The 23961-nt window shown below is 73.0% G+C and carries 21 protein-coding genes; 7 read left to right on the forward strand and 14 right to left on the reverse strand.

What is annotated here, in order from left to right; translation table 11 throughout:
• Positions 1 to 79: 79 nt before the first annotated feature.
• On the forward strand, positions 80 to 802 hold the full coding sequence (locus ACFVVU_RS07415) for a DedA family protein (RefSeq protein WP_380689890.1): 723 nt from the start codon (positions 80 to 82) through the stop codon (positions 800 to 802).
• A gap of 95 nt (positions 803 to 897) precedes the next feature.
• Here ACFVVU_RS07415 and pyrE read toward each other — a convergent pair whose 3' ends face one another.
• From pyrE to ACFVVU_RS07440, 5 genes are all read right to left on the reverse strand, one after another.
• Positions 898 to 1434, reverse strand: coding sequence for an orotate phosphoribosyltransferase (gene pyrE / locus ACFVVU_RS07420; RefSeq protein WP_387788671.1), 537 nt, complete (start codon positions 1432 to 1434; stop codon positions 898 to 900).
• A gap of 30 nt (positions 1435 to 1464) precedes the next feature.
• Positions 1465 to 2550 (reverse strand): hypothetical protein, encoded by a 1086-nt coding sequence (locus tag ACFVVU_RS07425; RefSeq protein ID WP_387788672.1) that lies wholly within the window; start codon positions 2548 to 2550, stop codon positions 1465 to 1467.
• 372 nt (positions 2551 to 2922) lie between these two features.
• Complete coding sequence (locus ACFVVU_RS07430) at positions 2923 to 4488, reverse strand: polyamine aminopropyltransferase (protein WP_380686770.1); 1566 nt, start codon at positions 4486 to 4488, stop codon at positions 2923 to 2925.
• 221 nt (positions 4489 to 4709) lie between these two features.
• Positions 4710 to 5237 (reverse strand): DUF2617 family protein, encoded by a 528-nt coding sequence (locus ACFVVU_RS07435; protein ID WP_380686762.1) that lies wholly within the window; start codon positions 5235 to 5237, stop codon positions 4710 to 4712.
• Positions 5238 to 5691: 454 nt separating this feature from the next.
• Positions 5692 to 6861: a pyridoxal phosphate-dependent aminotransferase gene (locus ACFVVU_RS07440; protein WP_380686764.1), complete on the reverse strand. Its 1170-nt coding sequence runs from the start codon at positions 6859 to 6861 to the stop codon at positions 5692 to 5694.
• Positions 6862 to 7088: 227 nt separating this feature from the next.
• On the opposite strand from ACFVVU_RS07440, the gene ACFVVU_RS07445 reads away from it, so the two are divergent.
• On the forward strand, positions 7089 to 7604 hold the full coding sequence (locus ACFVVU_RS07445) for a hypothetical protein (RefSeq protein WP_380686766.1): 516 nt from the start codon (positions 7089 to 7091) through the stop codon (positions 7602 to 7604).
• Positions 7597 to 8655, forward strand: a complete 1059-nt coding sequence (locus ACFVVU_RS07450) for a peptidase (RefSeq protein WP_387788673.1) — start codon at positions 7597 to 7599, stop codon at positions 8653 to 8655. The genes ACFVVU_RS07445 and ACFVVU_RS07450 overlap by 8 nt, the downstream gene beginning before the upstream one ends.
• Before the next feature lie 86 nt (positions 8656 to 8741).
• Here the strand turns inward: ACFVVU_RS07450 and ACFVVU_RS07455 are convergent, their stop codons facing one another.
• The 3 genes from ACFVVU_RS07455 to ACFVVU_RS07465 form a co-directional block, all read right to left on the reverse strand.
• Positions 8742 to 9305 (reverse strand): YbjN domain-containing protein, encoded by a 564-nt coding sequence (locus ACFVVU_RS07455; RefSeq protein WP_387788674.1) that lies wholly within the window; start codon positions 9303 to 9305, stop codon positions 8742 to 8744.
• 182 nt (positions 9306 to 9487) lie between these two features.
• Positions 9488 to 12094 carry an ATP-dependent chaperone ClpB gene (gene clpB / locus ACFVVU_RS07460; RefSeq protein ID WP_380687847.1) on the reverse strand — a complete coding sequence of 869 codons (2607 nt, stop codon included), beginning with the start codon at positions 12092 to 12094 and terminating at the stop codon, positions 9488 to 9490.
• Between the two features lie 72 nt (positions 12095 to 12166).
• Complete coding sequence (locus ACFVVU_RS07465) at positions 12167 to 13195, reverse strand: LysR family transcriptional regulator (RefSeq protein WP_387788675.1); 1029 nt, start codon at positions 13193 to 13195, stop codon at positions 12167 to 12169.
• Between the two features lie 71 nt (positions 13196 to 13266).
• Here ACFVVU_RS07465 and ACFVVU_RS07470 point away from each other — a divergent pair, with 71 nt between their 5' ends.
• The 3 genes from ACFVVU_RS07470 (at position 13267) to ACFVVU_RS07480 (ending at position 16942) form a co-directional block, all read left to right on the forward strand.
• Positions 13267 to 14385 carry a TDT family transporter gene (locus tag ACFVVU_RS07470; protein WP_380687843.1) on the forward strand — a complete coding sequence of 373 codons (1119 nt, stop codon included), beginning with the start codon at positions 13267 to 13269 and terminating at the stop codon, positions 14383 to 14385.
• A 609-nt stretch (positions 14386 to 14994) separates the two neighbouring features.
• Positions 14995 to 16026, forward strand: a complete 1032-nt coding sequence (locus ACFVVU_RS07475; RefSeq protein WP_380684794.1) for a LuxR C-terminal-related transcriptional regulator — start codon at positions 14995 to 14997, stop codon at positions 16024 to 16026.
• Positions 16013 to 16942 carry a helix-turn-helix domain-containing protein gene (locus ACFVVU_RS07480; protein ID WP_387788676.1) on the forward strand — a complete coding sequence of 310 codons (930 nt, stop codon included), beginning with the start codon at positions 16013 to 16015 and terminating at the stop codon, positions 16940 to 16942. The genes ACFVVU_RS07475 and ACFVVU_RS07480 overlap by 14 nt, the downstream gene beginning before the upstream one ends.
• A 7-nt stretch (positions 16943 to 16949) precedes the next feature.
• Here the strand turns inward: ACFVVU_RS07480 and ACFVVU_RS07485 are convergent, their stop codons facing one another.
• Entirely contained in the window at positions 16950 to 17576 is a 627-nt protein-coding gene (locus tag ACFVVU_RS07485; RefSeq protein WP_344335757.1) for a hypothetical protein, read from the reverse strand.
• A 338-nt stretch (positions 17577 to 17914) separates the two neighbouring features.
• Here ACFVVU_RS07485 and ACFVVU_RS07490 point away from each other — a divergent pair, with 338 nt between their 5' ends.
• The gene (locus ACFVVU_RS07490) at positions 17915 to 18085 is read left to right on the forward strand and encodes a hypothetical protein (RefSeq protein ID WP_387788677.1); all 171 of its coding nucleotides are present in this window, start codon (positions 17915 to 17917) and stop codon (positions 18083 to 18085) included.
• A gap of 56 nt (positions 18086 to 18141) precedes the next feature.
• On the opposite strand, the gene ACFVVU_RS07495 is transcribed toward ACFVVU_RS07490, so the two are convergent.
• The 5 genes from ACFVVU_RS07495 to dnaK form a co-directional block, all read right to left on the reverse strand.
• On the reverse strand, positions 18142 to 19143 hold the full coding sequence (locus tag ACFVVU_RS07495; RefSeq protein ID WP_380684796.1) for a LuxR family transcriptional regulator: 1002 nt from the start codon (positions 19141 to 19143) through the stop codon (positions 18142 to 18144).
• 216 nt (positions 19144 to 19359) lie between these two features.
• A complete protein-coding gene (locus ACFVVU_RS07500) occupies positions 19360 to 19875 on the reverse strand; it encodes a heat shock protein transcriptional repressor HspR (RefSeq protein WP_380684797.1) in 516 nt (171 codons plus the stop codon).
• Positions 19876 to 19882: 7 nt separating this feature from the next.
• Positions 19883 to 21034: a molecular chaperone DnaJ gene (gene dnaJ / locus ACFVVU_RS07505; protein ID WP_380684798.1), complete on the reverse strand. Its 1152-nt coding sequence runs from the start codon at positions 21032 to 21034 to the stop codon at positions 19883 to 19885.
• Between the two features lie 158 nt (positions 21035 to 21192).
• Positions 21193 to 21831, reverse strand: coding sequence for a nucleotide exchange factor GrpE (gene grpE, locus ACFVVU_RS07510; RefSeq protein WP_380684799.1), 639 nt, complete (start codon positions 21829 to 21831; stop codon positions 21193 to 21195).
• The gene (gene dnaK / locus ACFVVU_RS07515; protein WP_380684800.1) at positions 21828 to 23678 is read right to left on the reverse strand and encodes a molecular chaperone DnaK; all 1851 of its coding nucleotides are present in this window, start codon (positions 23676 to 23678) and stop codon (positions 21828 to 21830) included. The genes grpE and dnaK overlap by 4 nt, the downstream gene beginning before the upstream one ends.
• Positions 23679 to 23961: the final 283 nt, after the last annotated feature.

Consider the following 23961-nt stretch of genomic DNA (forward strand, 5'->3'; position numbering starts at 1 on the left):
AGGTGCGACGAAAGGATGAGCGCGCGCTCGACCCCGGGGGCGAAGCCCCGGAAAAGACGGGACCGCTATCCTGCGCCGTGTGGACTACAACCAGCTGGCCGTCAATCTGCTCGACGCCAAATCACTGATCTCGTCCCTCGGTGCCATCGGGCTGATCGCGATCATCTTCGCGGAGACCGGCCTCCTGGTCGGGTTCTTCTTCCCGGGTGACTCGCTGCTCATCATCGCCGGCGTGGCCTCCTCCAGCGCCGCCTCGTCGGTGCTCGGCGACGGTGCGCGGCTGCCGCTCGCGACCCTGTTGATCGGAGCCCCGGTCGCGGCCGTCGCCGGTGCCCAGCTCGGGCACCAGATCGGCGTGAAGGTCGGACCGAGGATGTTCGACAAGCCGGAATCGAAGATCTTCAAGCGCGAGTACGTGCTGAAGGCCGAGGAGTACTTCAACCGGTTCGGCCCCGGCAAGGCCGTCGTGCTCGCCCGCTTCATGCCGATCGTCCGGACCTTCCTCAACCCGGTCGCGGGCACCCTGGACATGCCGGCCAGGACCTTCTTCCTCTGGAACGTGGTCGGCGGCGTGCTGTGGACCGAGTCGATGCTGCTGATCGGCTACTTCTTCGGTGACGCGCTCGCCCCGGTGATCGACAAGTACCTGATCCCGGCGGTGCTGCTGATCGTGCTGCTCTCGATCTCGCCGATGATCTTCGAGGTGCTGCGCGAGCGCAAGAAGAAGAAGGCCGGTGGCGCGCAGGCCGCCGAGGGCGGCGAGGCCGTCCAGGCCGGTGGCGGCCGGCACCGGCGCGACTGAGCCCGTCCCCGTTCCGCACAACGGCCGGGGCCGGTGTGTTCCACGTGAAACACACCGGCCCCGGCCGTTCGCCGTGCGGGGGAGGAGCGGCGGGCTCAGAGGCCCAGGTCCTCCAGGGTGTACGCGGTGACGTACGGCAGGCCCTGGGCCTCGACCGCGGCGGCGCCGCCACGCTCGACGATCACCGCGACGCCGACCACCTCGGCGCCCGCCTCGCGCAGCGCCTCGACGGCGGTCAGCACCGAGCCGCCGGTGGTGGAGGTGTCCTCGACGGCCAGCACCCGGCGGCCCTTGACCTCCGGGCCCTCGATCCGGCGCTGCAGACCGTGCGCCTTGCCGGCCTTGCGGACCACGAACGCGTCCAGCTCACGGTCGCGCGCGGCGGCGGCGTGCAGCATCGCGGCGGCGACCGGGTCGGCGCCCAGGGTCAGCCCGCCGACGGCGTCGTACTCCAGGTGGGCGGTGGCGTCCAGCATCACCCGGCCGACCAGCGGAGCGGCCTGGCCGTCCAGCGTGATCCGGCGCAGGTCGACGTAGTAGTCGGCCTCCTTGCCGGAGGAGAGGGTGACCTTGCCGTGGACGACGGCCTTGTCCTTGATCTGTGCCAGCAGGGCGTCGCGGTCGTTGCTCATGAGCGTCCAGTCTAGGGGGTGAACGGGACGCTAGCGCCGCCGCAGGGCCCTGACCAGCACCACCGCGCCGCCGAGCAGGGCCACCCCGCCGCCGGCGATCACCCACGGCACCGCGCTGCGGCCGCCGGTTCCCGGCACCACGATGCCGCCGGCGTCCCCGCCCCAGCGGGTGGCCGCCCGGGCCCGGGCGCTGCGGGCCGGCAGGGCCGGCGCGTACGGGCCGCGCGGCGGGGCGTGGTCGACCTCCTCGGCGGAGCGGCCGACGATGCTGCGCCGCACCGGGCCGCCGAGCACCGGCTCCTGCTCGTAGCCGAACGGCAGCTCGGCGGGGAGCTCGGCGGACACCTCGTCCTCGGCCGCGGCGGCGGGCTCCTCGGCTCCGGCGGCCGCGGCGGGCTCGTCGACGTCGTCGGCGTCCTCGCCGGCGTTCCCGAGCGGGAGGCCGAAGCGCTCGGCGTCGGCGTCGGAGAAGGCGATGAGGTCGGAGAGGTCGTCGTCGAGGTCGTCGCCGGGCTCGTCCTCGCGGTCCTCCTGGCGGTCCTCCAGGAACACCACGGTGGCCTCCGCGGCGGTGTCCTGCTCCGCCGCGGTGGCGTCCTGGTCGCCCTCGCCGTCGGTGTCGCCCTGGGTGTCGGTGTCGGCCTCGGCGTCGATCTCGGCGTCGGCCTCGTCGTCCAGGGAGGTCAGGGCGGCGGTGAAACGGTCCAGCAACCGGCGGCCGGCCGCGGCGAGCGTCTCCCCGTCGAACTCGGTGAGCCGCCCGGTGGCGCTCAGGTCACCGGTGAAGCGGACCACCGCGGTCCCCTCCCCGGCGCCCTCGGTGACGCTGATCCGGACGGTCGCGGTGGCCTCGCCGCTGCCGCGCGCCTCCTGCCCCTCGGCGAACGCGGTCAGCACGCCCTCGCGGCCCTCGATCAGCGACAGCACGCCCTTGTAGGTGATGGTGGAGGCACCGATCCGCAGCTTCAACCGCCCGCTGATCTCCTCCGCCCCGCCACTGCCGACGGCAGCCGGTTCGGTGCTCAGCCCCGGCACGGAACGCGCCAGCAGCGCCGGATCCTGCAGGGCCTGCCGGACCTGCCCGGCCGGGATCGGGACGACAACCTCATGCTCCATGTCACGGAGCCTACCGACCGAACCCCCTTCCGGCCCCGCCCTGTCCCCTACCTGCCTCCGCCGCACCCCAACCCCGGGCGGGTCGTTCCCACCCCCGAACCCCGGCCGACCCGCCCCGGCCGACGTGCCGCCGCCGCACGGCGCGGACGGCCCCGGCGGCCCCGGGCGCACTCGCCCGTGCTGCGCTTGGCGTGTCGGCCTGCTGTCGGTCGGGGGGCCACCGTGTGCGGTCCCCCGGCCCCGCGGCCCCGGGCTGTCCCCGGACCGGTGGGTCACCCGGGGCGTCCCTCCGGTTGCCCGCCGCCCCCGGCCAGGGCGCGGCGTACTCGTCCGGCCTCGCCGGCTCTCCCGGCGGGCCCGCTCCCGCCCGGGTCAGTGCGGGCCGAGGAGGGTGAGGGCGGCGGGTGGGTGGAGGGGGCGGAGGGCGGTGAGGCGGGCGGCGGAGGCGCGCAGGTCGTCCGCGGTGAGGGCGCGGGGCGGCGGGGCGTCGGGGGAGAGGGTGAGCGGCGGTTGGGCGGCCGCGGCGAGCAGGAAGCTCTGGCTGCCCTCCGGCCCCGGACGGCAGCCGGCGGTCGCGCTGCCGGCGACCGCGTACGGCACGGTCCGCAGCCCGGCGGCCCGCAGTCCCGACTCCGCCTGCCACAGGCCCTGCCGCCCGTGCTGCTCGTCGCCGGCGCGGACGGCGAGCCGCCCGCCGGGGGCGAGCAGCCGGGTGGCGAGGCCGTAGAACTCCTGGGAGTGGAACGTCACCGGCCCGCCGTCGGCGGGCGCCGGCAGGTCGGCGAGGACGACGTCGAAGGACTCGCCGGGGGCGGGGCGGACGGTGCGCAGCCACTCCAGTGGGTCCGCCTGGACGATGCGGACCCGGGGGTCGTCCAGCGAGCGGCCGGAGAGCGCGGCGAGGCCGGGGTCGGTGCGGGCGAGCCGGGGGAGCGCCGGGTCGCGGTCGACCAGCAGCACGGAGCGCACCCCGCGGTGCCGCAGCACCTCCCGCAGGGCCAGCCCGTCGCCGCCGCCGAGCAGCAGCACCCGGGCGTCCGGCCCGGCGGCCATCGCCGGGTGGACGAGGCCCTCGCTGCCCCGGTACTCGTCGGGCCCGCAGACCGCGAGCCGGCCGTCGAGGTAGAGCCGCAGCGGTCCCTCGGCGGGGCCGGTGAGCACGATCTCCTGGTACCGGCCCTGGCTGACGGCGCGGACCTGCCCGCCGTACAGGGCCTGCCGGGCGGCGCGTTCGACCGCGCCGGACCAGGCGGCGGCCGCGGCGAGCAGTGCGAGGACGAGCCCGCAGCCGCCCCAGAGCAGCCGCCGCACCCGGGGTGCCGGTTCCTCGCGGAAGAGCCAGAGCACCACCGCGGCCCCGGCAACGGCGTTGACCGCGCCGGTGAGCAGCGCGCCGCTGCCGGGGCCGAGCAGCGGCAGGATGAGGAACGGGAAGGCGAGTCCGCCGATCAGCGCGCCGACGTAGTCCGCGGCGAACAGGTCGGCCGCGGCGTGGCCGGCGTCCTCCCGGCGGATCCGCTGGATGAGGGTCATCAGCAGCGGGATCTCGGCGCCGATGAGGACGCCGATGAGGCAGGTCAGCCCGACCATCACGGCCTGGTGGTGGCCGATCCAGGCCCAGCAGGAGTAGATCGCCAGGACGGAGAGGCCACCGGTGAGCGCGAGCGCGCACTCGACCAGGGCGAAGGCGGTGGCCGGCCGGCAGGTGAACCGTTTGGCGAGCAGTGAGCCGAGGCCCATCGCGAACACCATGACGGAGAGCACGACCGAGGTTTGGGTGACCGAGTCCCCGAGCAGATAGTCGCCGAGGGCGACGAGTTCGAGCTCGTAGACGAGCCCGCAGGCCGCGCAGACGAACGCGGCCAGCAGGACCACCAGCCGGGCCAGCTCGGGGCGGGCGCGCAGCCGGGAGCGGCGGCGGGCGGGCAGCGGGGTCAGGCTCCGCCCGGGCCGGGGCGGACTGCCGTCGTCGAGGTCGAGGCTCGGCTGTGCGGGCGGCGGACCGGCCGGATGATTGATCACGAACAAACGCTAGGCGACGTGCGGGACGGACGGCTGCGCCCATTCGACGGACAGCGCGGTACGACAGGTTGACGAATCGTTCCTGCGTGCGAATGCCAGGCCGGTGGGCCGGGTTATGGACGGCTCGTCGGCCTCGGTCACCGGGACACCACCAGCGAGGAGCGGGTGCAGACCAGCTGCCCCTCCTGTGGATAGGCGTGCCAGGTGCGCCAGAGCAGCCGGTCCGCGCCGCCCTGGGCGACCAGCGCGGTGAAGGCGCTGGGGTCGCCGGGGAAGACGCCGGCCAGGCCGCGCGGATGCCCCTCGACCAGGGCCAGCAACTCCTGTGCGCGGGCCGCGAAGTCGTGCGGCGGCAGCGCCTCGATCCGGGCGGCGAACTCGTACTCCCAGCCGTCCACCTGTTTGGCCACCCGGGCGGGCAGCGGCGTGCGGCGGCCGGGCAGGCAGGCGACGGTCTCCAGGCAGTGGCCCGGCCCGGCGGCGATCACCACCTGGTGGGAGGCGCCCAGCAGGCGCAGCTGGAGGGTGCCGGGCGGGCCGGGGTGGCCGGGGACGTCGAGTCTCAGGTCGCGGACCGCGAGGGCGGGCAGCGGGTCGCCGCCCAGGCACCAGGCCAGGTCACCCGCGCGGGTGTCCGTGTAGGAGGTCTGCAAAGTGGTGAGCATGTTCGGCTCCGCGTTTCAGCTCCGTGCGTGCCCGCCGAGCAGCAGCGAGTAGGCCTAGGCAAGGGCGAGGCTGTTCGGCGCTGTGCGGTCCAGGGCGCGGCCGACCGTGGAAGGAAGGATTCCGGCTGGAGATTCAGCAGCAGAGAAGCACGAATACGCCGGGTCCGTCGGTGATTTACCCAACTTTGTCAAGCATTCACCGTTTCGAGCACATCTGCTTCCCTGCTCTGATCGACCCGGTGTGCGACTATGCACAGCGCGCGCCCCTCACCCCGGCCCACGCGCCGTGTGCGCCGTCCACACGCCGCCCGCGCGTCCTGCACGCCCCCACCCTCCCCGTCCCGGGGCACGCCGTGTCCCGGGGGCGGCACGAATTGCCCGGGAGGCTGCAAAGCCGCTGTCCATCGCGCGAATTGACGAATCGTCAGGACGTGCGAGAGGTTCCGCCGATGGGTCAGGGGCGGGACAGTCGGGAGAGCCGGTCGACCGCCTCCTCCAGGACGGCGGTCTGCTTGCAGAAGGTGAAGCGGACCAGGGGGCGTCCGGCCTCGACGTCGTCGTAGAAGACGGCGTTGGGGATGGCGACGACGCCGCAGCGCTCGGGGAGGGTGCGGCAGAAGGCGATGCCGTCCTTCTCGCCCAGCGGGGTGATGTCGGTGGTGATGAAGTAGGTGCCCTCGGGCCGGAAGACCCGGAAACCGGCGGCGGTGAGACCCGCGGCGAGCAGGTCGCGCTTGTGCCGCAGATCGGCGCGCAGGTCCTCGAAGTAGCCGTCGGGCAGGTTCAGGGCCTCGGCGACGGCGTACTGGAAGGGGCCGGCGCTGACGTAGGTGAGGTACTGCTTGGCGGTGCGGACGGCGGCGACCAGCTCGGGGGTGCCGGTCACCCAGCCGACCTTCCAGCCGGTGAAGGAGAAGGTCTTGCCGGCCGAGGAGATGGAGACGGTGCGCTCGCGCATGCCGGGCAGGGCGGCGACCGGGTGGTGGGCGCCGGTGAACACCAGGTGCTCGTAGACCTCGTCGGTGACCACCAGCAGATCGTGCTCGACGGCGAGTTCGGCGATGGCGGTGAGCTCGTCGGGGGTGAGGACGAGGCCGGTCGGGTTGTGCGGGGAGTTGAGCAGCAGCAGCCGGGTGCGCGGGGTGACCAGGGCGCGCAGCTCGTCGAGGTCCGGGCGGAAGGCGGGCGTGCGCAGGGTGAGCGGCACGCGGACGGCGCCCGCCATGGCGATGCAGGCGGCGTAGGAGTCGTAGAAGGGCTCGAACGCGATCACCTCGTCGCCCGGCTCCAGCAGCGCGAGCAGGGCGGCGGCGATGGCCTCGGTGGCGCCGGCGGTGACCAGCACCTCGGTGTCCGGGTCGTACCCGAGGCCGTAGCGGCGCAGCTGGTGCCCGGCGATCGCCTGCCGCAGCTCGGGGACGCCGGGGCCGGGCGGGTACTGGTTGCCGCGCCCCTCGCGCAGGGCCCGGACGGCGGCCTCGCGGACCTCCTCGGGGCCGTCGGTGTCCGGGAACCCCTGGCCGAGGTTGATCGAGCCGGTGGCCGTGGCCAGGGCGGACATCTCCGCGAAGATCGTCGTTCCCATGCCCGCCAGCCGGCGGTTCAACAGCGGCCTCGCACCCATCACGGCTCCTCACAGATTGTGGTCGGGCCAATCCTCCGACGGCTGCGGGGCGCGGACAAGCTCTCGGGCCGCCGGTCCGGTCCGGCCGGCGGGCTTTCCGGCTGAAACGCGGCATTCCTCCGGCGCAGCGCGGCGGCCCCCGCCTTGCGGGAACGGTCCGCGCCGGTTTGCCTGACATCACGTCAACCTGCTGGTCCGCCGTTGGGCGGCTGTCTCCGGGAGTCACTGTGCGTTTACGAACACTTTCCGTCGCGGCCGCGGCCGCCGCCCTCGTGGTGGTCCAGCCGGGCCTGGCCGTCGCGGCCTCCGACCCCAGCACCACGCTCACCTTCGTCGTCACCTCCGGCGCGCTGACGATGTCGGTGCCGGTCAGCGCCGCCCTCGGTTCGGGAGCGCCCGGCACCCAGATCAGCGCGCCGATCGGTCCGGTGACCGTCGTCGACAACCGGGCCCTGCTCTCGGCCTCCTGGACGGTCACGGCATCGGAGACGGACTTCGCCAACGGCCCGTCCACGATTCCCGCCACCGACGCGACCTACACGGCCGGGACGGTGACGACGACCGGCGTCATCACCGTCACCACGACCAGCGTGACGCTGACCAACTCCCCGCAGACGGTGGTCACCGGGTCGGCCGGCATCGGCGACAACACGGCGACCTGGGACCCGACGGTCACCGTCAGCGTGCCCGCCAGTGCCGTCGGCGGGCTCTACACCGGAACGCTGACCCAGTCCGTTGCCTGACCGGACGAGGGGTGCGCGCCGGTACTGGGTCCTGCTGTCGGTGCTGGCCGTCGTCCAGGCGGTCGCGGTGCTGCCGGCGACGGCGGACGGCACACCCGGGACGCCCTCCCCGCGGCCGGGTGCCGCCGGGAAGGCCGCCGCGAGGACCATCGGCATCAGACTGCTCGACGCTCCGGAGGACCGCCGTGACGATCCCAGGGCGCAGGCGTACATCGTCGACCACGTCGCCCCGGGATCGACCATCGAGCGGCGGGTGGAGGTCTCCAACGAGTCCTCGGCGCCGATGCGCGTCAGCCTCTACGCCGGGGCGGCCGCCGTCGCGAAGGGGCAGTTCGCCTTCGCGCCGGACCGCACCCCCAACGAGCTGACCGGCTGGACGTCGCTGGAGAGGACGGAGCTCCAGCTGGAGCCCTCCGGGACGGCGCGGGTGCAGGCCACCGTCCGGGTGCCCAAGGAGGCCGCCGCGGGGGAGCGGTACGGCGTCATCTGGGCCCAGACGGCCGACCCCCCGGACCGCTCGCAGAACCTGACGATCCTGGGCCGGGTCGGGGTCCGCATGTACGTCGACGTCGGTCCCGGTGGTGAGCCGCCCGTGGACTTCGCGATCGAGCGGCTCCGTCCCGCCAAGGCCCGCGACGGGCGGGGGGAGGTCCACGCCCGGGTCCGCAACACGGGGGGCCGCGCGCTGGACATCGGCGGGACGCTCTCCCTGGTCAACGGTCCGGGCGGACTGCGTGCCGGGCCCTTCCCGGTCAGGACGGGCACCACGCTCGCTCCGGGTGACGTCGGGGAGGCGGTCGTCCAGCTGGACAAGGGGCTGCCGGACGGGCCGTGGACCGCGGAGCTCACGCTGCGCGGCGGAACGGCCGAGCACACCACCCGGGTCACCGTCACCTTCCCGGCGGAGCCGGACGGTGCCGGAGCCGTCGAGGCCTCGGCCGCCGGGTCGGGGGACCTCCCGACCCCCGTGACCGCCGGGCTCGCGGCCCTCGTCCTCGCCGGCCTGTGCCTGCTGCTCCACCGGTACCGCCGGCGGCGCCGCCGCTGGTGACCGCGGCGGGCGTGCGGGAACGAGCGCGGCCCGCCACCGGGATGCCGGTGGCGGGCCGTACGGGGGAGTCGGAGACTCCCCGGGGGTCAGTTCCGGTCGGTGCCGTCGGACGGCTTGCCCTCGCCGTCCTCGCCCTCGATGTCGTCCTGCAGGCCGAGGCGCTCGACGATCCACTGCTCGAAGCCCACGGCGGCCTGGGTCCAGTTGGCGGTGGTGGTGACGAAGTAGTCCAGGTTGACGCCGGTGCCGACGATCATCTGGGCCTCGCCGATCAGGCGGACCACGCCGTCCTCGTGGGTGTGGGTGTAGACCTTCGGCCAGAGGGTCTCACGGTTCCACTCGTCGATCAGGTCGAGGATCTCGCCCTTCTTCTCCAGCGGGTACGGGCGGTCGTAGAACGCCCGGACCGCGAAGAGCTCCTTCTGCTCGCCGCGGAACATGTAGTAGACGCGGAAGCCCTCCCAGGGGGCGGTGAGGTCGCCCTCCTCGTCCACGCCGTGCTTGAGCTGCATCTGGTCGAGGAGCTGTCCGACCAGGTTCTGGTCCGGGACGATGATCGGCGGCGGGCCGGCCGGACGCCCGCCCTGGCCTCCGGGCTGGCCGCCCTGGGGCATGCCGAACGACGGGATGGACGACGGGTCGATGCTCATGGGGTCCTCTTCCTCAGTGCACATGGTGGTCGGCAATGAGAGGCCGCCCTTCCGAGTCCATCCTGCCTCATCCGGGGCTCGCCTCACAGGGGTGGCAGCCACCGGGAGGGGCATGGCCGGATCAAGGCCCGCCCCCGTGAATTCCGGGGGCGGGCCATGATCGTTCCGGTCGTGACGGGCGGCTACTTCTCCAGCGGCCCACGGGCACGGACGGTGAGGCGGTCGCCCTCCTCGTCCCGCTCGACCAGCACGGTGTCGCCGTCGTGCACCTGGCCCGCGAGGATCGCCCGGGCCAGCTGGTCGCCGATCGCGGACTGCACCAGCCGGCGCAGCGGCCGGGCGCCGTAGGCGGGGTCGTAGCCGGTGAGCGCCAGCCAGTCCCGGGCCGCCGCGGAGACCTCCAGGGTGAGCCGGCGGTCGCGCAGCCGGTCGCCCAGCCGGGCGATCTGGAGGTCGACGATCCGGGTCAGCTCGGCGGTGCCCAGCGGGTCGAAGACCACGATGTCGTCGAGCCGGTTGAGGAACTCCGGCTTGAAGGCGGCCCGCACTGACTCCAGCACGAGGTCCTTCTTCCGCTCCTCCGGGGTGGTCGGGTCCACCAGGAACTGACTGCCCAGGTTGGAGGTGAGGATCAGGATCGCGTTGCGGAAGTCCACGGTGCGGCCCTGGCCGTCGGTGAGCCGGCCGTCGTCGAGCACCTGCAGCAGCACGTCGAAGACCTCGGGGTGGGCCTTCTCCACCTCGTCCAGCAGCACCACGCTGTACGGGCGGCGGCGGACCGCCTCGGTGAGCTGGCCGCCCTCCTCGTAGCCGACGTACCCGGGCGGGGCGCCGACCAGCCGGGAGACCGAGTGCTTCTCGCCGTACTCGCTCATGTCGATGCGGACCATCGCCCGCTCGTCGTCGAAGAGGAAGTCGGCCAGCGCCTTGGCGAGCTCGGTCTTGCCGACGCCGGTCGGGCCGAGGAAGAGGAACGAGCCGGTCGGGCGGTCCGGGTCGGCGATGCCCGAGCGGGTGCGCCGCACGGCGTCCGAGACGGCCTGCACGGCCTCCGACTGGCCGATCAGGCGGCGGCCCAACTCCTCCTCCATGCGCAGGAGTTTGGCGCTCTCGCCCTCCATCAGCCGGCCGGCCGGGATGCCCGTCCAGGAGGCCACCACATCGGCCACGTCGTCCGGGCCGACCTCCTCCTTGACCATCGAGGCGGAGGTGTCCTCGCCGGCGGCGCGCTCCTGGGCGTCGGCGAGCTCCTTCTCGGCGGCCGGGATCTCGGCGTACATCAGCTTGGACGCGCGCTCGAAGTCGCCGTCCCGCTGGGCGCGTTCGAGGGTGCCGTGCAGGTCGTCCAGCCGCTCCTTGAGCTCGCCGACCCGGTTCAGGCTCTTCTTCTCCTGCTCCCAGCGGGCCGTGAGCACGCTCAACTGCTCGTTCTTGTCGGCGAGATCGCGGCGCAGCCGGGCCAGCCGGTCGACCGAGGCCGGGTCCGACTCCTTCTCCAGGGCCAGCTCCTCCATCCGCAACCGGTCGACGGCGCGCTGGAGTTCGTCGATCTCGACCGGGGAGGAGTCGATCTCCATCCGCAGCCGGGAGGCCGCCTCGTCGACCAGGTCGATCGCCTTGTCGGGCAGGAAGCGGGAGGTGATGTACCGGTTGGAGAGGGTGGCTGCGGCGACCAGGGCGGCGTCCGCGATCTGCACCTTGTGGTGCGCCTCGTAGCGGCCCTTGAGGCCGCGCAGGATGGCGATGGAGTCCTCGACGCTGGGCTCGCCGACCAGCACCTGCTGGAAGCGGCGCTCCAGGGCCGGGTCCTTCTCGATCCGCTCGCGGTACTCGTCCAGGGTGGTGGCGCCGACCATCCGCAGCTCGCCGCGGGCCAGCATCGGCTTGAGCATGTTGCCGGCGTCCATCGCGGAGTCGCCGCCGGCACCCGCGCCGACCATGGTGTGCAGCTCGTCGATGAAGGTGACGACCTGGCCGTCGCTCTGCTTGATGTCGTTGAGGACGGCCTTCAGCCGCTCCTCGAACTCGCCGCGGTACTTGGCACCGGCCACCATCGCACCGAGGTCCAGGGCGACCAGGCGCTTGCCGCGCAGCGACTCCGGCACGTCGCCGGCCACGATCCGCTGGGCCAGGCCCTCGACGACGGCGGTCTTGCCGACGCCGGGCTCGCCGATCAGCACCGGGTTGTTCTTGGTCCGGCGGGAGAGCACCTGGACCACCCGGCGGATCTCCTGGTCCCGGCCGATCACCGGGTCGAGCTTGCCGTCCCGGGCGGCCTGGGTGAGGTCGGTGCCGTACTTCTCCAGCGCCTTGTAGGTGCCCTCGGGGTCCGGCGAGGTGACCCGGCCGCTGCCCCGGACGTCCTTGAAGGCGGCGAGCAGCGCCTTCGGGGTGGCGCCCTGCTGCACCAGCAGCTCGGCGACCGCCCCGCCCTCGGCGGCCAGGCCGACCAGCAGGTGCTCGGTGGAGACGTACTGGTCGTCGAGGTCGTCGGCGCGCTTGCCGGCCTCGGTCAGCACGGCCAGGGTGTCGCGGGCCAGCTGCGGCGCGGCGACGGTGGCGCCCGAGGCGCTGGGCAGTCCGGTGAGCTGGCGGCGGGCCTCGGCGTCGATCCGGGACACGTCCGCGCCGACCGCCTCCAGCAGCGGCCTGGCGATGCCCTCGGGCTGTTCCAGCAGGGCGATCAGGATGTGCACCGGCTTGACGTCCGGGTTGCCGACGGCGCCCGCCTGCCGGATCGCGGCGGACAGGGCGTCCTGCGTCTTGGTGGTGAACTTGCTGGCGTCCACTGCTGGGGGGTCCTCCCTCGTCGTGCGTGATGTCTGCCGTCTACAGCATGCACTAAGTTGAGTCTATTCCGCTCAACTTTTGGATGAACGGTCGGGTCGGGTCCGCAACGCGGGGCGTTCGGCCGGTCCGGCGGGCTTGCGGTCCGTCCGCGGTGGGAGGGCGCGCGCCTGCGCCATCCTCGCCTGGTGGGTCCCGGCCGTCCGCCGGGTCAGCGCCAGCAGCTCCCGGGCCGGGCCGGTCGGCCGCTGTCCGGCCGGCCAGACCGCCCGCAGCGGCCGTCGCAGGTCCAGCTCCTCCGCCAGCCCCACCGCCACCAGCCGACGGGTCGCCAGCTCCTCCACCACCGCCAGCTCGCTCAGGCAGACCGGCCCGGCCCCGGTCATCGCCGCCGCCTTGAGCGCCGTCGAGGAGGCCAGCTCCAGCCGCGGTGTGGTGGTGCCCCCGAACGGCGCCAGCGCCATCTCCAGCACCTCCCTGGTCCCCGAGCCCGGTTCGCGCAGCACCAGCGGGGTCGCCGCCAGCTCCCGCCCGGACAGCGGCGAACGGCGCCGCGCCCACGGATGGTCCGGCGCCACCACGACCACCAGCCGGTCGGCCGCCACCACCGCGCCCGCCAGCCCGGCCGGGGGCAGCGGCCCCTCGACGAAGCCGAGGTCCGCGTCCCCCGCCAGGACGTGGCCGGCCACGTCCGCCGAGTTGGCGGTGCGCAGCGTCACCGCCAACCCCGGGCTGACCGCGTGCAGCGCCAGCAGCCAGCCCGGCATCAGGTACTCGGCGACGGTCAGGCTGGCCACCACGGTCAGCCGGGCGTCCCGGCGCTCGCGCAGCGCGTCGATCCCGGCGTCCAGCGCCTGCGCCGCCTCCACCACCTGCCGCGCCCACTCGACCACCAGCCGGCCCGCCTCGGTGGGCCGGGAGCCGCGCGGGGAGCGCTCCAGCAGCGGGACGCCGATCTGCCGTTCCATGCCCTTGATCCGGGCGCTCGCGGTCGGCTGGCTCACCCCGAGCTCGGCGGCCGCCCGGCCGACGCTGCCGAGCCGGGCCACCGCGAGCAGTAGCTCCAGCGCACCGAGTTCGGGGACGCGCGGAGAGAGGGCCATAGACTCAGGCTATGCCCTCATAGAGTGCGCGGCGCTACCGGCACCGGCCGCCGCGGGCGACGGTGGGTGGCATGGCCACCTTGCTCAGCACCGCCCCCGACGCCCGCCCGCGGCCGTCCGCCCGGCTCCGCCGCCTCGACCTCGCCCAGCTCGGCCCGAACTGGTACGCGGTGGTCATGGGCACCGCGATCATCGCCAACGGCGCCGCCGCGCTGCCGGTCCGGTGGCCCGGGCTGACCGGCTTCGCCGAGCTGATGTGGGCGCTCGGGCTGGCCGGCCTGCTGCTGATCGGCGCCGCCCGCGGCGTCCACCTCACCCGGCACCGCGCGGCCGCCCGCGCGCACCTGCTGGACGACCCGGCCACCGCCGTCTTCTACGGCTGCCCGCCGATGGCGCTGCTCTCGGTCGGCCTCGGCACCCTGACCGTGGGCTCCCGGGTCATCGGCACCGGCCCGGCCGTCGCGCTCGACCTCGCGCTCTGGACGGCCGGCACGCTGTACGCGCTCGCCGTCGCGGCCGGCATCCCGTACCTGATGATCACCCGGCACACCGTCTCCCCGCTCGCCGCCAACCCGACCTGGCTGCTGCCCGTGGTCGCCCCGCTGGTCGCCTCCGCCACCGGCCCGGCGCTCGTCCCGCACCTGCCGGCCGGCACCGCCCGCGAGGCGCTGCTGTACGGCTGTGCGGCGCTGTTCGGGATCGGCCTGCTGGCCACCCTGGCGGTGCTGCCGGTGGTGCTCACCGGCCTGGTGCACAGCAAGCTGCCGGCCCTGGCGCTCACCCCGTCGCTGTTCCTGGTGCTCGGCCCGCTCGGCCAGTCCACCACCGCCGTCCACCAGATCGCCGACGCCGCCGGCCCGCTGCTGCCCGGCCTGGCGCCCACCGCGCTCGCCCTGGCCGAACTGTTCGGGGTGGCCGTGCTCGGCGCCGCGATGCTCTGGCTGCCGCTCGCCGTGGTGGCCAACCTGCGCGCCCGGCGGGCCGGGATGGGGTTCGCGATGACCTGGTGGGCGTTCACCTTCCCGGTCGGCACCTGCGTCACCGGGGCGGCCGCGCTCGCCCGGCACACCGGGTTCGCCGGATTCACCTGGCTCGCCGCCGGGCTCTTCGCCCTGCTGCTGGCCGGCTGGGCGCTCGCGGCGGGCGGTACGGCCGCCGCGCTGGCCGGCGGGCGGCTGCTGGCCCGCTGAGCCCGGTCCGCGGGTGCGGTCCGCGGGTGACGGTGGGCCGCGTGGTCCGCCGCGCGGGAACCGGCCGGGTTTCCGGAACACGCGACTCCGCGGCCTACCGGCCGGACGGTCGGAGAATCCCCGGCCCCACCTCGCTGACCTGCGCTTTCGCGGCGGTCGCCGGCGGACCGCAAGCGCACACGCCGGAGCGCCGGTGCAGGTTCCTGCAATTGCGAGAACATGCAGCAGGGTGGCACTTGTTCACCGGCCGTCACGCTGTGAGGGTGGAGTCACGCCAGGTCGTCCGGGCAACCGCAGCCCGAGGAAGGCGACTTGCTCTTCAGTACTGGATGCGACCGGCACGTCCGCACGTGCCTGCATATCGGGGGGGAGAGCGCCGGCCGGGACGCCATGTGTGGTGATGGCCCCCGGGACCGGAGTCGGCGAGGCGTTGCTGCTCCGCCTCGCCGGAAGCGCTGGGACCGCGGCGTACACCGGCGGCCCCCGGATCCGGGTGCGACGGCACCCGGGGTCCGGAGGGCCGCCGGCCACCAGTACGGTGATCACCGCCGCGCGCGGCGCGCGCGGAGCACCACCAGCCCCGAGAGCATTCGGCAGGGAGCGTTCGACGTGACGTTCGAGGCGACGGCGGACCCGACGGTCCTCCCGGGCGGACCGGCCCCGGACGGCTCGGCCGGTGCCACCGCGGCCGTCGGCGAACCCGACGAGCCCGCCCGCCGGCTCTACCTCGCGATCCTCGCCGAGGGCGGCCGCGTCCGGATCGCCGACGTCCCCGAGTCCGACCAGGACGCCGTCCGCCGGCTCGTCTCCGTCGGCCTGCTGATGCTCAATCCGATGGACGCCTGCTACACCGCCGTCAGCCCCCGCTCGGTCAGCGACCGCCTCGGCGCGGAACTGCGCAGCGAGGCCACCCGGCTGCTGGTCCGGGCCGAGAACCTCCCCGGCGCCCTGGACGCCCTCACCCGCGCCTACGACGCGATGCCCCGCCCGCCCGAGCGCTCCGGCGGCGCCGTCTACATCGAGGGCCACATCCACATCCGGCAGCGGATCTCCCAGCTGGTCTCCGACTGCCGCACCGAGGTCCTCACCGCCCAGCCCGGCCCGCGCCCGGCGGACGCCCTCAAGATCGCCATCCAGCAGGACGTCCAGCTCCTCCAGCGCGGCTGCTCGCTGCGCACCATCTACCAGCCGGTCGCGGTCTCCGAACCGCCCGCGCTGGCCTACGTCGAGGAGGTCACCCGGCGCGGCTCGCTGATCCGGATCCTGGACGAGCCCTTCCAGCGGCTGATGATCTTCGACCGCTCGGTCGCGGTCATCTCCGCCAACGACGACCACACCACGGCCGCGTTCATCACCGACCCGGCCGCGATCGCGTTCATCGTCAACGCCTTCGAACGCGACTGGGCGCGCGCCGACGCCACCGACTGGTCCGCCGTCCTCAGCCAGGGTCCCGTCCACAAAGCCCCCGACCGGGTCGGGCGCCTGCTCGCCCGCGGGCTCACCCAGCGCGCCGTCGCCACCCGGCTGGGCCTGAGCGAACGCACCGTGGCCGCCCACATCTCCCGGCTGCGCGACCGCTACGGCGCCCAGACCCTCTTCCAGCTCGGCTGGCTGATGCGGGGCGGCCGTGACGACGGATGAGCCCACGCCGTCCGAGCAGGACCTCTACCTGGCGGCGCTCGCCGGCGGCGGCCGGCTCAGCCCGCCGGACACCGCCGACCCGGTGGCGCTGGCCGGGCTGCTCGCCCGGGGCCTGCTCGTCCGCACCGCCGACGGCTATGCGGCCGCCAGCCCGCGCGCGGCCGGCGACCGGCTCTCCGCCGACCTGTGCAGCGAGGCCACCGGTCTCCTACTCCGCGCGGACCGCCTTGCGGACACCCTTGCGCCGCTCACCGCCGCCTACGACGCCGCCCACCGTCCGGCCCCCGCCACCACCGGGTCCATCCGCGTCGAGGGGAATGCCGACATCCGGCAGCGGATCTCGGAACTCATCTCCGACTGCGGTGACGAGATGCTCGCCGCCCAGCCCGGCCACCGCCCGATCGCGGGCCTGCGGATGGCGTCCGTCCAGGACGTCGCGCTGCTCCGCCGCGGTGGCGCCATCCGCACGCTCTACCAGCCGGTCGCCCTCGCCGACCGCACGGTGGCCGAGCACGCCGCGCTGATGGCCGGGTACGGCTCGCAGTTCAGGGTGCTGCACGAGCCGTACCCGCGGATGCTGGTGTTCGACCGCGCGGTGGCCGTCATACCGGACGCCGCCGACGCGGCCGGCGCCGTCTTCGTGCACAACGCGGCCACCGTCGCGTACCTGGTCCGCCTGTTCGAGCGCGACTGGGCCCGCGCCTGCCCGGTCGACCGGTCCGCCGACGCCCCGCACCCGACGTCCGCCCGGATCGGCCGCCTCCTCGCCCGCGGCCTCACCCAGCGGGCCATCGCCGCCCGGCTGGGGCTGAGCGAGCGGACGGTGGCCGGGCACATCGCGCGGCTTCGGGAGCTCTACGACGCCGAGACGCTGTTCCAGCTCGGCTGGCAGATGCGGGGGGCCCGCGATGACTGAAACGCGGTCAGCCGGTGGCGGCGCCGGTGGGCCAGTAGCCGGACGGGCCGACGGCGGGGGGCTGCTGGCGGGGGACGGTGAACTGCTCGCCGGGGGCGGTCCAGAAGCCCTCGCGCAGGGAGAGCGCCATGCCGGCCCAGTCGAGGGCGGTCTCCACGGTGTGGTGGAGGGCCTCCTGGGACCAGGTGTCGTCGAAGACCAGCGGCAGGACGGGGGCGACCTGCTCGATGGTGGCGATCAGCGGGTTGTGGGTGATGGCCTCGTCGACGAGCAGGACGATCGGCTTGCGCAGCGCCGACGCCCAGCCCAGCTCCAGGCTCACGCCGGCGGAGAGCGGCGCGCCGACGTAGGCGAAGACCAGGTCCGCGGACTGCAGCGCGCGGAAGTCCGACGGCACACGGGGCTCGGGGGCGCGCCCGGCGACGGTCCAGGCGTCACTGTGGTGGGCGCTGTACACGGCGGCGCCACTGCGGAGGAGGGTGGTGCGCAGGGTCGTCAGCCGCGTCCGGCTGGCGAGGGTCACCACACTGTCCGCGGGCCCGGTCAGCCGCATCAGCGGCGCGGCCAGGAACACGCGTGCACGCCGGCCCTCATGGGCCTGGCTGTCGTGGTGACGCAGGTAGGGCTCGGTCATGTCGACTCCGGGGGAATGGCCGACCGGGGTGGTTGGTGTCGGCAGATGCTGTTGGTGAGGGCTGCTCAGCTGACAGGGCTTGGGGAATCGTTGGTTGAACAGAGAATTTGAAGGTACATTGGCAAGTTTGGCGAGCCTGCAATGGACCATCGAGAGCGAACTGATCGTCCATCGGTGACCGCTGCCCCGTCCAGGTTTGCGTGGTGTCATCTGGATGCCTGGCAGGGAGATGACGCACTGGGCGGCGGAAGCATGGTGACACCGGGCCGTGTTGTACGGCACCATGAGTGGACGTTCGTTCTAGATGTCCGGTGGCTGATCCATTCAGAGGAAGTGATGTGCGTATGTCTCGTATGCGCCGATCCGGCCGGAAGGTTCTGCTTCCGCTCGTCATGGGTGTGGCGGCCCTGGTGATCGCCTGGGCCGGCGTGCCGCAGGGGCAGTCCGCCGAGACCGGGCGGAGCGAGCATGTCGCGGCCCTCACCGACGCCGACATCAACTGGACCTGAGCCGCCCGCGGTTCCGGTGCCGGCGCGTGGACGCGCGGCCGGGAGCGGTGGACGCGCTACGCGTGGGGGTCGTCCTCGTTGGCGGCCCGTCCGAGAACGTAGCCGAGCTGGAACAGGGAATCCACGTTGTAGTCCTCGCGCATTTCGGCGATGTGCCGGGCGAGCGTTCTCTCGCTGATCCCCAGGCGGCGCGCGATGACTCGGTGATTCGTTCCCGAGAGCAGCAGTTCGATGATGGTCTGCCGTAGCCTCGATACCACTTGGCGCGGTACTGCCGGGTGGCCGTCGAATTCGAGTGCGCGGCCCCAGTTCCGCTCGAACACTTCCTCGGCCAGGTATTCGATGACTGATTGGTCGTGTATGAAGGCAGCCAGGCTCATGTCATCATCGACCGGGATGACGGCGATGCGCCGGTCGATGATGATGAGCCGGGTGTAGGGCTCGTCGAGCGTTCTGAACTGCCACCCGGCGGCGGCCAGCGTGGTGACGTAGTCGCGGGTGGGCTGGTGGTACCGCGTGCTGGCGTGATAGATCGTCCGCATCGTCGCGCCGCGCCGCAGGACCTCCAGGTCGCTCTCCAGGTTCGCGGCCAGGACGTCCGGTGGTCGCGGGCCGCCGGGTTGCATCGCCAGCGCCTCCTCCAGCCCGCCGGCCGTGGACTGCCGCACCCGCTGGTTGATGAGGGCCTTGCCCCGGACGTACTCGATCTGCCCGCCGCTCTGGCCCGGCGAGTGGAATTCCTCGGCCAGTTCGGCCAGTTCGGTCGGAAGCGAGACGGCGCGGGACAAATGTTCCAGGGCCTGCCGCTGCCAGGTGAGGCTCAGACTGGCGGACAGCTGGGCCGGATCGGCCGCGATCAGCATGCGCGGTTCGTCCAGATCCGGAACCAGGAGACCGATCGACAGGAGTTCGTCGAACACCTGTGATTCGTCCGGGTCGTTTCCTTTCCGGGCAATTCTGCCGTCCTTGCGGAGGACGGCCAAATAGAGTTCCCGGGCATCGGTCGAGAGAATCCGCGGCGCTCCGGCCGCGGCGCCGCTCTGCTCCCGACCGTTCATTCTCGTCTCCTTGTCATCGACCGGCGGAAGCGGTCAACAGGGGCACGGGCCACGCCGCCTCATCGGCGATCCTAGAGGTACGGCGTGTCGCGGCGGCCGGGATCCGTTGACCGGCGGTTCGGTCCAGGTCCTCAACACTCTCTCACCAACGCCGTGCCGCCGGCACCCCCCGGCCAGGGGGAAACCGGCGGCGGTGCGCGGTGGCGACAGGGGCCGTCAGCGCTTGGGACGCCAGACGACGAGGGCGCTGGAGTGCGGGGTGGGCGGCTGGTAGGGGACGAGGTCGCGGCGGTAGGAGGCGTGGATGGTGGCCTCGCGCTGCTGGAGCGCGGTGGCGGCGCCCTCCAGGGAGTCGACCAGCTCGGTTATCCGGGACTGGAGCGCGGTGACCTGGTTCTCCAGTTCGATGATCCGCTTGATGCCGGCCAGATTGATGCCCTCGTCCTGGGAGAGCCGCTGGACCTCGCGCAGCTGCTGGATGTCGCGCGCGGAGTAGCGGCGCCCGCGCCCGGCGGTGCGGTCGGGACAGACCAGGCCGAGCCGGTCGTACTGACGGAGCGTCTGCGGGTGCAGGCCGGAGAGCTCGGCGGCCACCGAGATCACGTAGACCGGGGTGTCCTCGGTCAGCACGTACTGGGGCTGCGGGGCGGTCCGGCGGGTGGTGCGGCGGGCGCCGCCGCCACCGGGCAGGCCCTCGCCCAGGCCGGGGCCGATGGGGTCGTCGGGGGTCATCTGGTCGTCACGCTCCCTCCGCCGCCCGGAAGAGAGCGGCTCGTGGGTCGTCGGAGGCGGTCGCCTCGCGGTACTGCTCCAGGGCGGTCAGCGCATCGCCGGTGACGCTCTGGGGCACCACGACCTCCACGGTGACCAGGAGGTCGCCGCGGGTGCCGTCCTTGCGGGTGGCGCCCTTGCCGCGGGCCCGCAGGGTGAGGCCGTTGGCGCTGCCCGGCGGCAGCTTGAGCTTCACCGACGGGCCGTTCAGGGTCGGCACCTCGATGGTGCCGCCGAGGGCGGCCTCGGGGAAGCTGACCGGGACGGTCACCGTCAGGTTGTCGCCCTTGCGTCCGAAGACGGGGTGGGAGTCGACGTGGACGCTGACGTACAGGTCGCCGGGCTGGCCGCCGCGCTCGCCCTGGGCGCCCTTGCCCTTGAGCCGGATCCGCTGGGCGTCCTGGACGCCGGCCGGGATCCGGACCTGCATGGTGCGGGCGGAGCTGGCGCGGCCGCTGCCGTGGCAGTCCGGGCACGGGTCGTCGACGATCATGCCGCGGCCGCGGCAGTCCCGGCAGGGCTCGGAGAGCGCGAAGGCGCCCTGGCCGCGGCTGACGGTGCCGGAGCCGACGCAGGTCGGACAGACCCGCGGGGTGGTGCCGGACTTGGCGCCGGTGCCGTTGCACAGCCGGCAGGGGGCCTGACTGGTCATCCGCAGCGGGACGGTGGCACCGTCGACGGCCTCCTCGAAGGAGAGCGTCACCTCGGTCTCGACGTCGGCGCCGCGCCGCGGCTGGGCCTGCCGGCCGCCGCGGTTGAACAGGCCGCCGAAGACGTCCCCGAGGCCGCCGGTGTTGCCGCCCTGGGTGCCGCTGAAGAGGTCGCCGAAGTCGAAGCTGTAGCTGCCGGTGCCCCCGGGGCCGCCGGGGCGGAAGCCGCCGTTGGCGAAGAGGCTGCGGGCCTCGTCGTACTCCTTGCGGCGCTTCTCGTCGGAGAGGACGTCGTACGCCTCGGAGATGTCCTTGAACCGCTCCTCGGCCTTGGTGTCGCCCTTGTTGGCGTCGGGGTGGAACTCGCGCGCCAGCTTGCGGTAGGTCTTCTTGATCTCCGTGGCGCTGGCGTCCTTGGGCACGCCGAGGACCTTGTAGTAGTCCTTCTCCACGTAGTCCTTGCCGCTCATGGCCGGCGCCACCTCCCGAGGTCCATCGTCACAGTGCTGTCAACGGTCCGGGCACGGCGTTCCGTGCCCGGGCCCATCGACAGCGCGCTGCGGAGCCGGCCGCCGTACTGGCCGGCGTACGACTCCGCAGCGCAGGGGTTTTCAGCTGTCACCGCTGGTCAGCTGTCCGAGCCACCGTCGGCCTGGTCCTTCTTCTCCCCGCCCTTGGCGGTGTCGGAGTCCGGACCGGACGTGGTCTGGGTGCCCGGCTGGGGCTCCGCGACCGCGACCATCGCCGGGCGGATGATCCGCTCGCCGATCCGGTAGCCGGGCTGGAGGATCTGGACGCAGGTGTCCTCGGTGACGTCCGAGGAGTAGCTGTGCATCAGCGCCTCGTGCATGGTCGGGTCGAAGGGCTCGCCCTCCTTGCCGAACTGCTGCAGGCCCAGCTTGGCGACGACCGTCTCCAGCGACTCCGCGACGGACTTGAAGCCGCCCGTCACCTCGCCGTGGTCGCGGGCGCGGCCGATGTCGTCCAGCACCGGGATCAGCGACTCCAGGATGTTGGAGACGGCGATCTCGCGGACCGTCAGCCGGTCGCGCTCGACCCGCTTGCGGTAGTTCTGGTACTCGGCCTGGAGGCGCTGGAGGTCGGCGGTGCGCTCGGCCAGCTCGCGCTTGGCCGAGGCGGCCTCCTCCGTGCCGGAGGCGGCGGAGCCCTCGGCCCCGGCCGCGGCGGCCTCCTCAGCCGCCTTGATCACGGCCTCCTCGGCGGCGGAGTCGTCGCCGGGCTCGGCACCCTGCGGCTTCTCCGTCATGCCGCACCGCCCTTGGGCTTCTCGTCGTCCACGATCTCGGCGTCGACGACGTCGTCGTCCTTGGCACCGGCGTCACCGGCCGCACCCGCGCCCGCACCGGCCGCACCGGCGGCGTCGGCGTTGGCGTACAGCGCCTGGCCGAGCTTCTGGGCGGTGGTGGAGACCTTCTCCGAGGCCTCGCGGATCTTCGCGATGTCCTCGCCCTTCAGGGCCTCCTTGAGCTCGCCGATGGCGGTCTCGACCTCGGTCTTGACGTCCGCCGGCAGCTTGTCGGCGTTGTCGGCGATGAACTTCTCGGTGGAGTAGACGAGCTGCTCGGCCTGGTTGCGGGTCTCCACGGCCTCGCGGCGCTTGTGGTCCTCCTCCGCGTACTGCTCGGCCTCGCGCATCATGCGCTCGATGTCGTCCTTCGGCAGCGCGGAGCCGCCGGTGACGGTCATCTTCTGCTCCTTGCCGGTGCCGAGGTCCTTGGCACCGACGTGCATGATGCCGTTGGCGTCGATGTCGAAGGTGACCTCGATCTGGGGCAGGCCGCGCGGGGCCGGCGGCAGACCGGTCAGCTCGAACATGCCGAGCTTCTTGTTGTACGCGGCGATCTCGCGCTCGCCCTGGTAGACCTGGATCTGCACGGACGGCTGGTTGTCCTCGGCCGTGGTGAAGATCTCCGAGCGCTTGGTCGGGATCGTGGTGTTGCGCTCGATCAGCTTGGTCATGATGCCGCCCTTGGTCTCGATGCCGAGGGACAGCGGGGTGACGTCGAGCAGCAGGACGTCCTTGACCTCGCCCTTGAGGACACCGGCCTGGAGCGAGGCGCCGATGGCGACGACCTCGTCCGGGTTGACGCCCTTGTTGGCCTCCTTGCCGCCGGTCAGCTCGCGGACCAGGTCGGCGACGGCCGGCATGCGGGTGGAGCCGCCGACGAGGACGACGTGGTCGATCTCGGAGAGCGAGATGCCGGCGTCCTTGATCACGTTGTTGAACGGGATCTTGCAGCGCTCCAGCAGGTCGGAGCTCAGCTGCTGGAACTGGGCCCGGGTGAGCTTCTCGTCCAGGTGCAGCGGGCCCTCGGCGGAGGCCGTGATGTAGGGCAGGTTGATCGAGGTCTCGGAGGACGAGGACAGCTCGATCTTGGCCTTCTCGGCGGCCTCGCGCAGACGCTGCAGGGCCATCTTGTCCTTGGACAGGTCCACGCCGTGGCCCGCCTGGAAGACCTTGACCAGGTGGTCGACGATCTTCTGGTCCCAGTCGTCGCCGCCGAGGTGGTTGTCACCGTTGGTGGCCTTCACCTCGACGACCCCGTCGCCGATCTCCAGCAGGGAGACGTCGAAGGTGCCGCCGCCGAGGTCGAAGACCAGGATGGTCTGGTCGTCCTTGTCCAGGCCGTAGGCCAGGGCGGCCGCGGTCGGCTCGTTGACGATGCGCAGGACGTTGAGGCCCGCGATCTCACCGGCCTCCTTGGTGGCCTGGCGCTCCGAGTCGGAGAAGTACGCCGGGACGGTGATGACGGCGTCGGTGACGGTCTCGCCCAGGTAGGCCTCGGCGTCGCGCTTCAGCTTCTGCAGGATGAAGGCGCTGATCTGCTGGGGGTTGAAGTCCTTGCCGTCCAGCCCGATCTTCCAGCTGGTGCCCATGTGGCGCTTGACCGAGCGGATGGTGCGGTCGACGTTGGTGACCGCCTGGCGCTTGGCCACCTCGCCGACGAGCACCTCGCCGTTCTTCGCGAAGGCGACGACGGACGGCGTGGTCCGCGCACCCTCGGCGTTCGTGATGACGGTGGGCTCGCCACCCTCCAGAACGCTGACGACCGAGTTCGTCGTACCGAGGTCGATGCCGACCGCGCGTGCCATCGTAGATACCTCCACGGAAGAGTTGAGCTTTACGGGCTCAAGAATGCATGACGATGGCGAGGGCGTCAACAGGGATGAGTCCATGGCGCTCAACTTTGCTGAGCGGTTCGCCCGGAGCGCGGTGGCGGGCCGCGTCGGCTGTGCGCCCGCGTGACTGCCGCCATACCTTGGGCATCTTCAGGAGAAGTGTTCGCGAACGGTAATGTCCGGCCCGTCGGTGCTGGAAGTTACCGACGAGTACAATCCCCTCGGAGAGACTGCACACCAGTAACACGCAAGCCGC

This window comes from Kitasatospora sp. NPDC057965 (assembly GCF_042887135.1).
GTDB lineage: Bacteria > Actinomycetota > Actinomycetes > Streptomycetales > Streptomycetaceae > Kitasatospora.

Bases quoted from the DNA above. Each gene is read 5' to 3' on its own strand.
- pyrE (WP_387788671.1), bottom strand. From the start codon at position 1,434: ATGAGCAACGACCGCGACGCCCTGCTGGCACAGATCAAGGACAAGGCC.
- ACFVVU_RS07425 (WP_387788672.1), bottom strand. From the start codon at position 2,550: ATGGAGCATGAGGTTGTCGTCCCGATCCCGGCCGGGCAGGTCCGGCAG.
- ACFVVU_RS07435 (WP_380686762.1), bottom strand. From the start codon at position 5,237: ATGCTCACCACTTTGCAGACCTCCTACACGGACACCCGCGCGGGTGAC.
- ACFVVU_RS07440 (WP_380686764.1), bottom strand. From the start codon at position 6,861: ATGGGTGCGAGGCCGCTGTTGAACCGCCGGCTGGCGGGCATGGGAACG.
- ACFVVU_RS07455 (WP_387788674.1), bottom strand. From the start codon at position 9,305: ATGAGCATCGACCCGTCGTCCATCCCGTCGTTCGGCATGCCCCAGGGC.
- ACFVVU_RS07465 (WP_387788675.1), bottom strand. From the start codon at position 13,195: ATGGCCCTCTCTCCGCGCGTCCCCGAACTCGGTGCGCTGGAGCTACTG.
- ACFVVU_RS07470 (WP_380687843.1), top strand. From the start codon at position 13,267: ATGGCCACCTTGCTCAGCACCGCCCCCGACGCCCGCCCGCGGCCGTCC.
- ACFVVU_RS07485 (WP_344335757.1), bottom strand. From the start codon at position 17,576: ATGACCGAGCCCTACCTGCGTCACCACGACAGCCAGGCCCATGAGGGC.
- ACFVVU_RS07495 (WP_380684796.1), bottom strand. From the start codon at position 19,143: ATGAACGGTCGGGAGCAGAGCGGCGCCGCGGCCGGAGCGCCGCGGATT.
- ACFVVU_RS07500 (WP_380684797.1), bottom strand. From the start codon at position 19,875: ATGACCCCCGACGACCCCATCGGCCCCGGCCTGGGCGAGGGCCTGCCC.
- dnaJ (WP_380684798.1), bottom strand. From the start codon at position 21,034: ATGAGCGGCAAGGACTACGTGGAGAAGGACTACTACAAGGTCCTCGGC.
- grpE (WP_380684799.1), bottom strand. From the start codon at position 21,831: ATGACGGAGAAGCCGCAGGGTGCCGAGCCCGGCGACGACTCCGCCGCC.
- dnaK (WP_380684800.1), bottom strand. From the start codon at position 23,678: ATGGCACGCGCGGTCGGCATCGACCTCGGTACGACGAACTCGGTCGTC.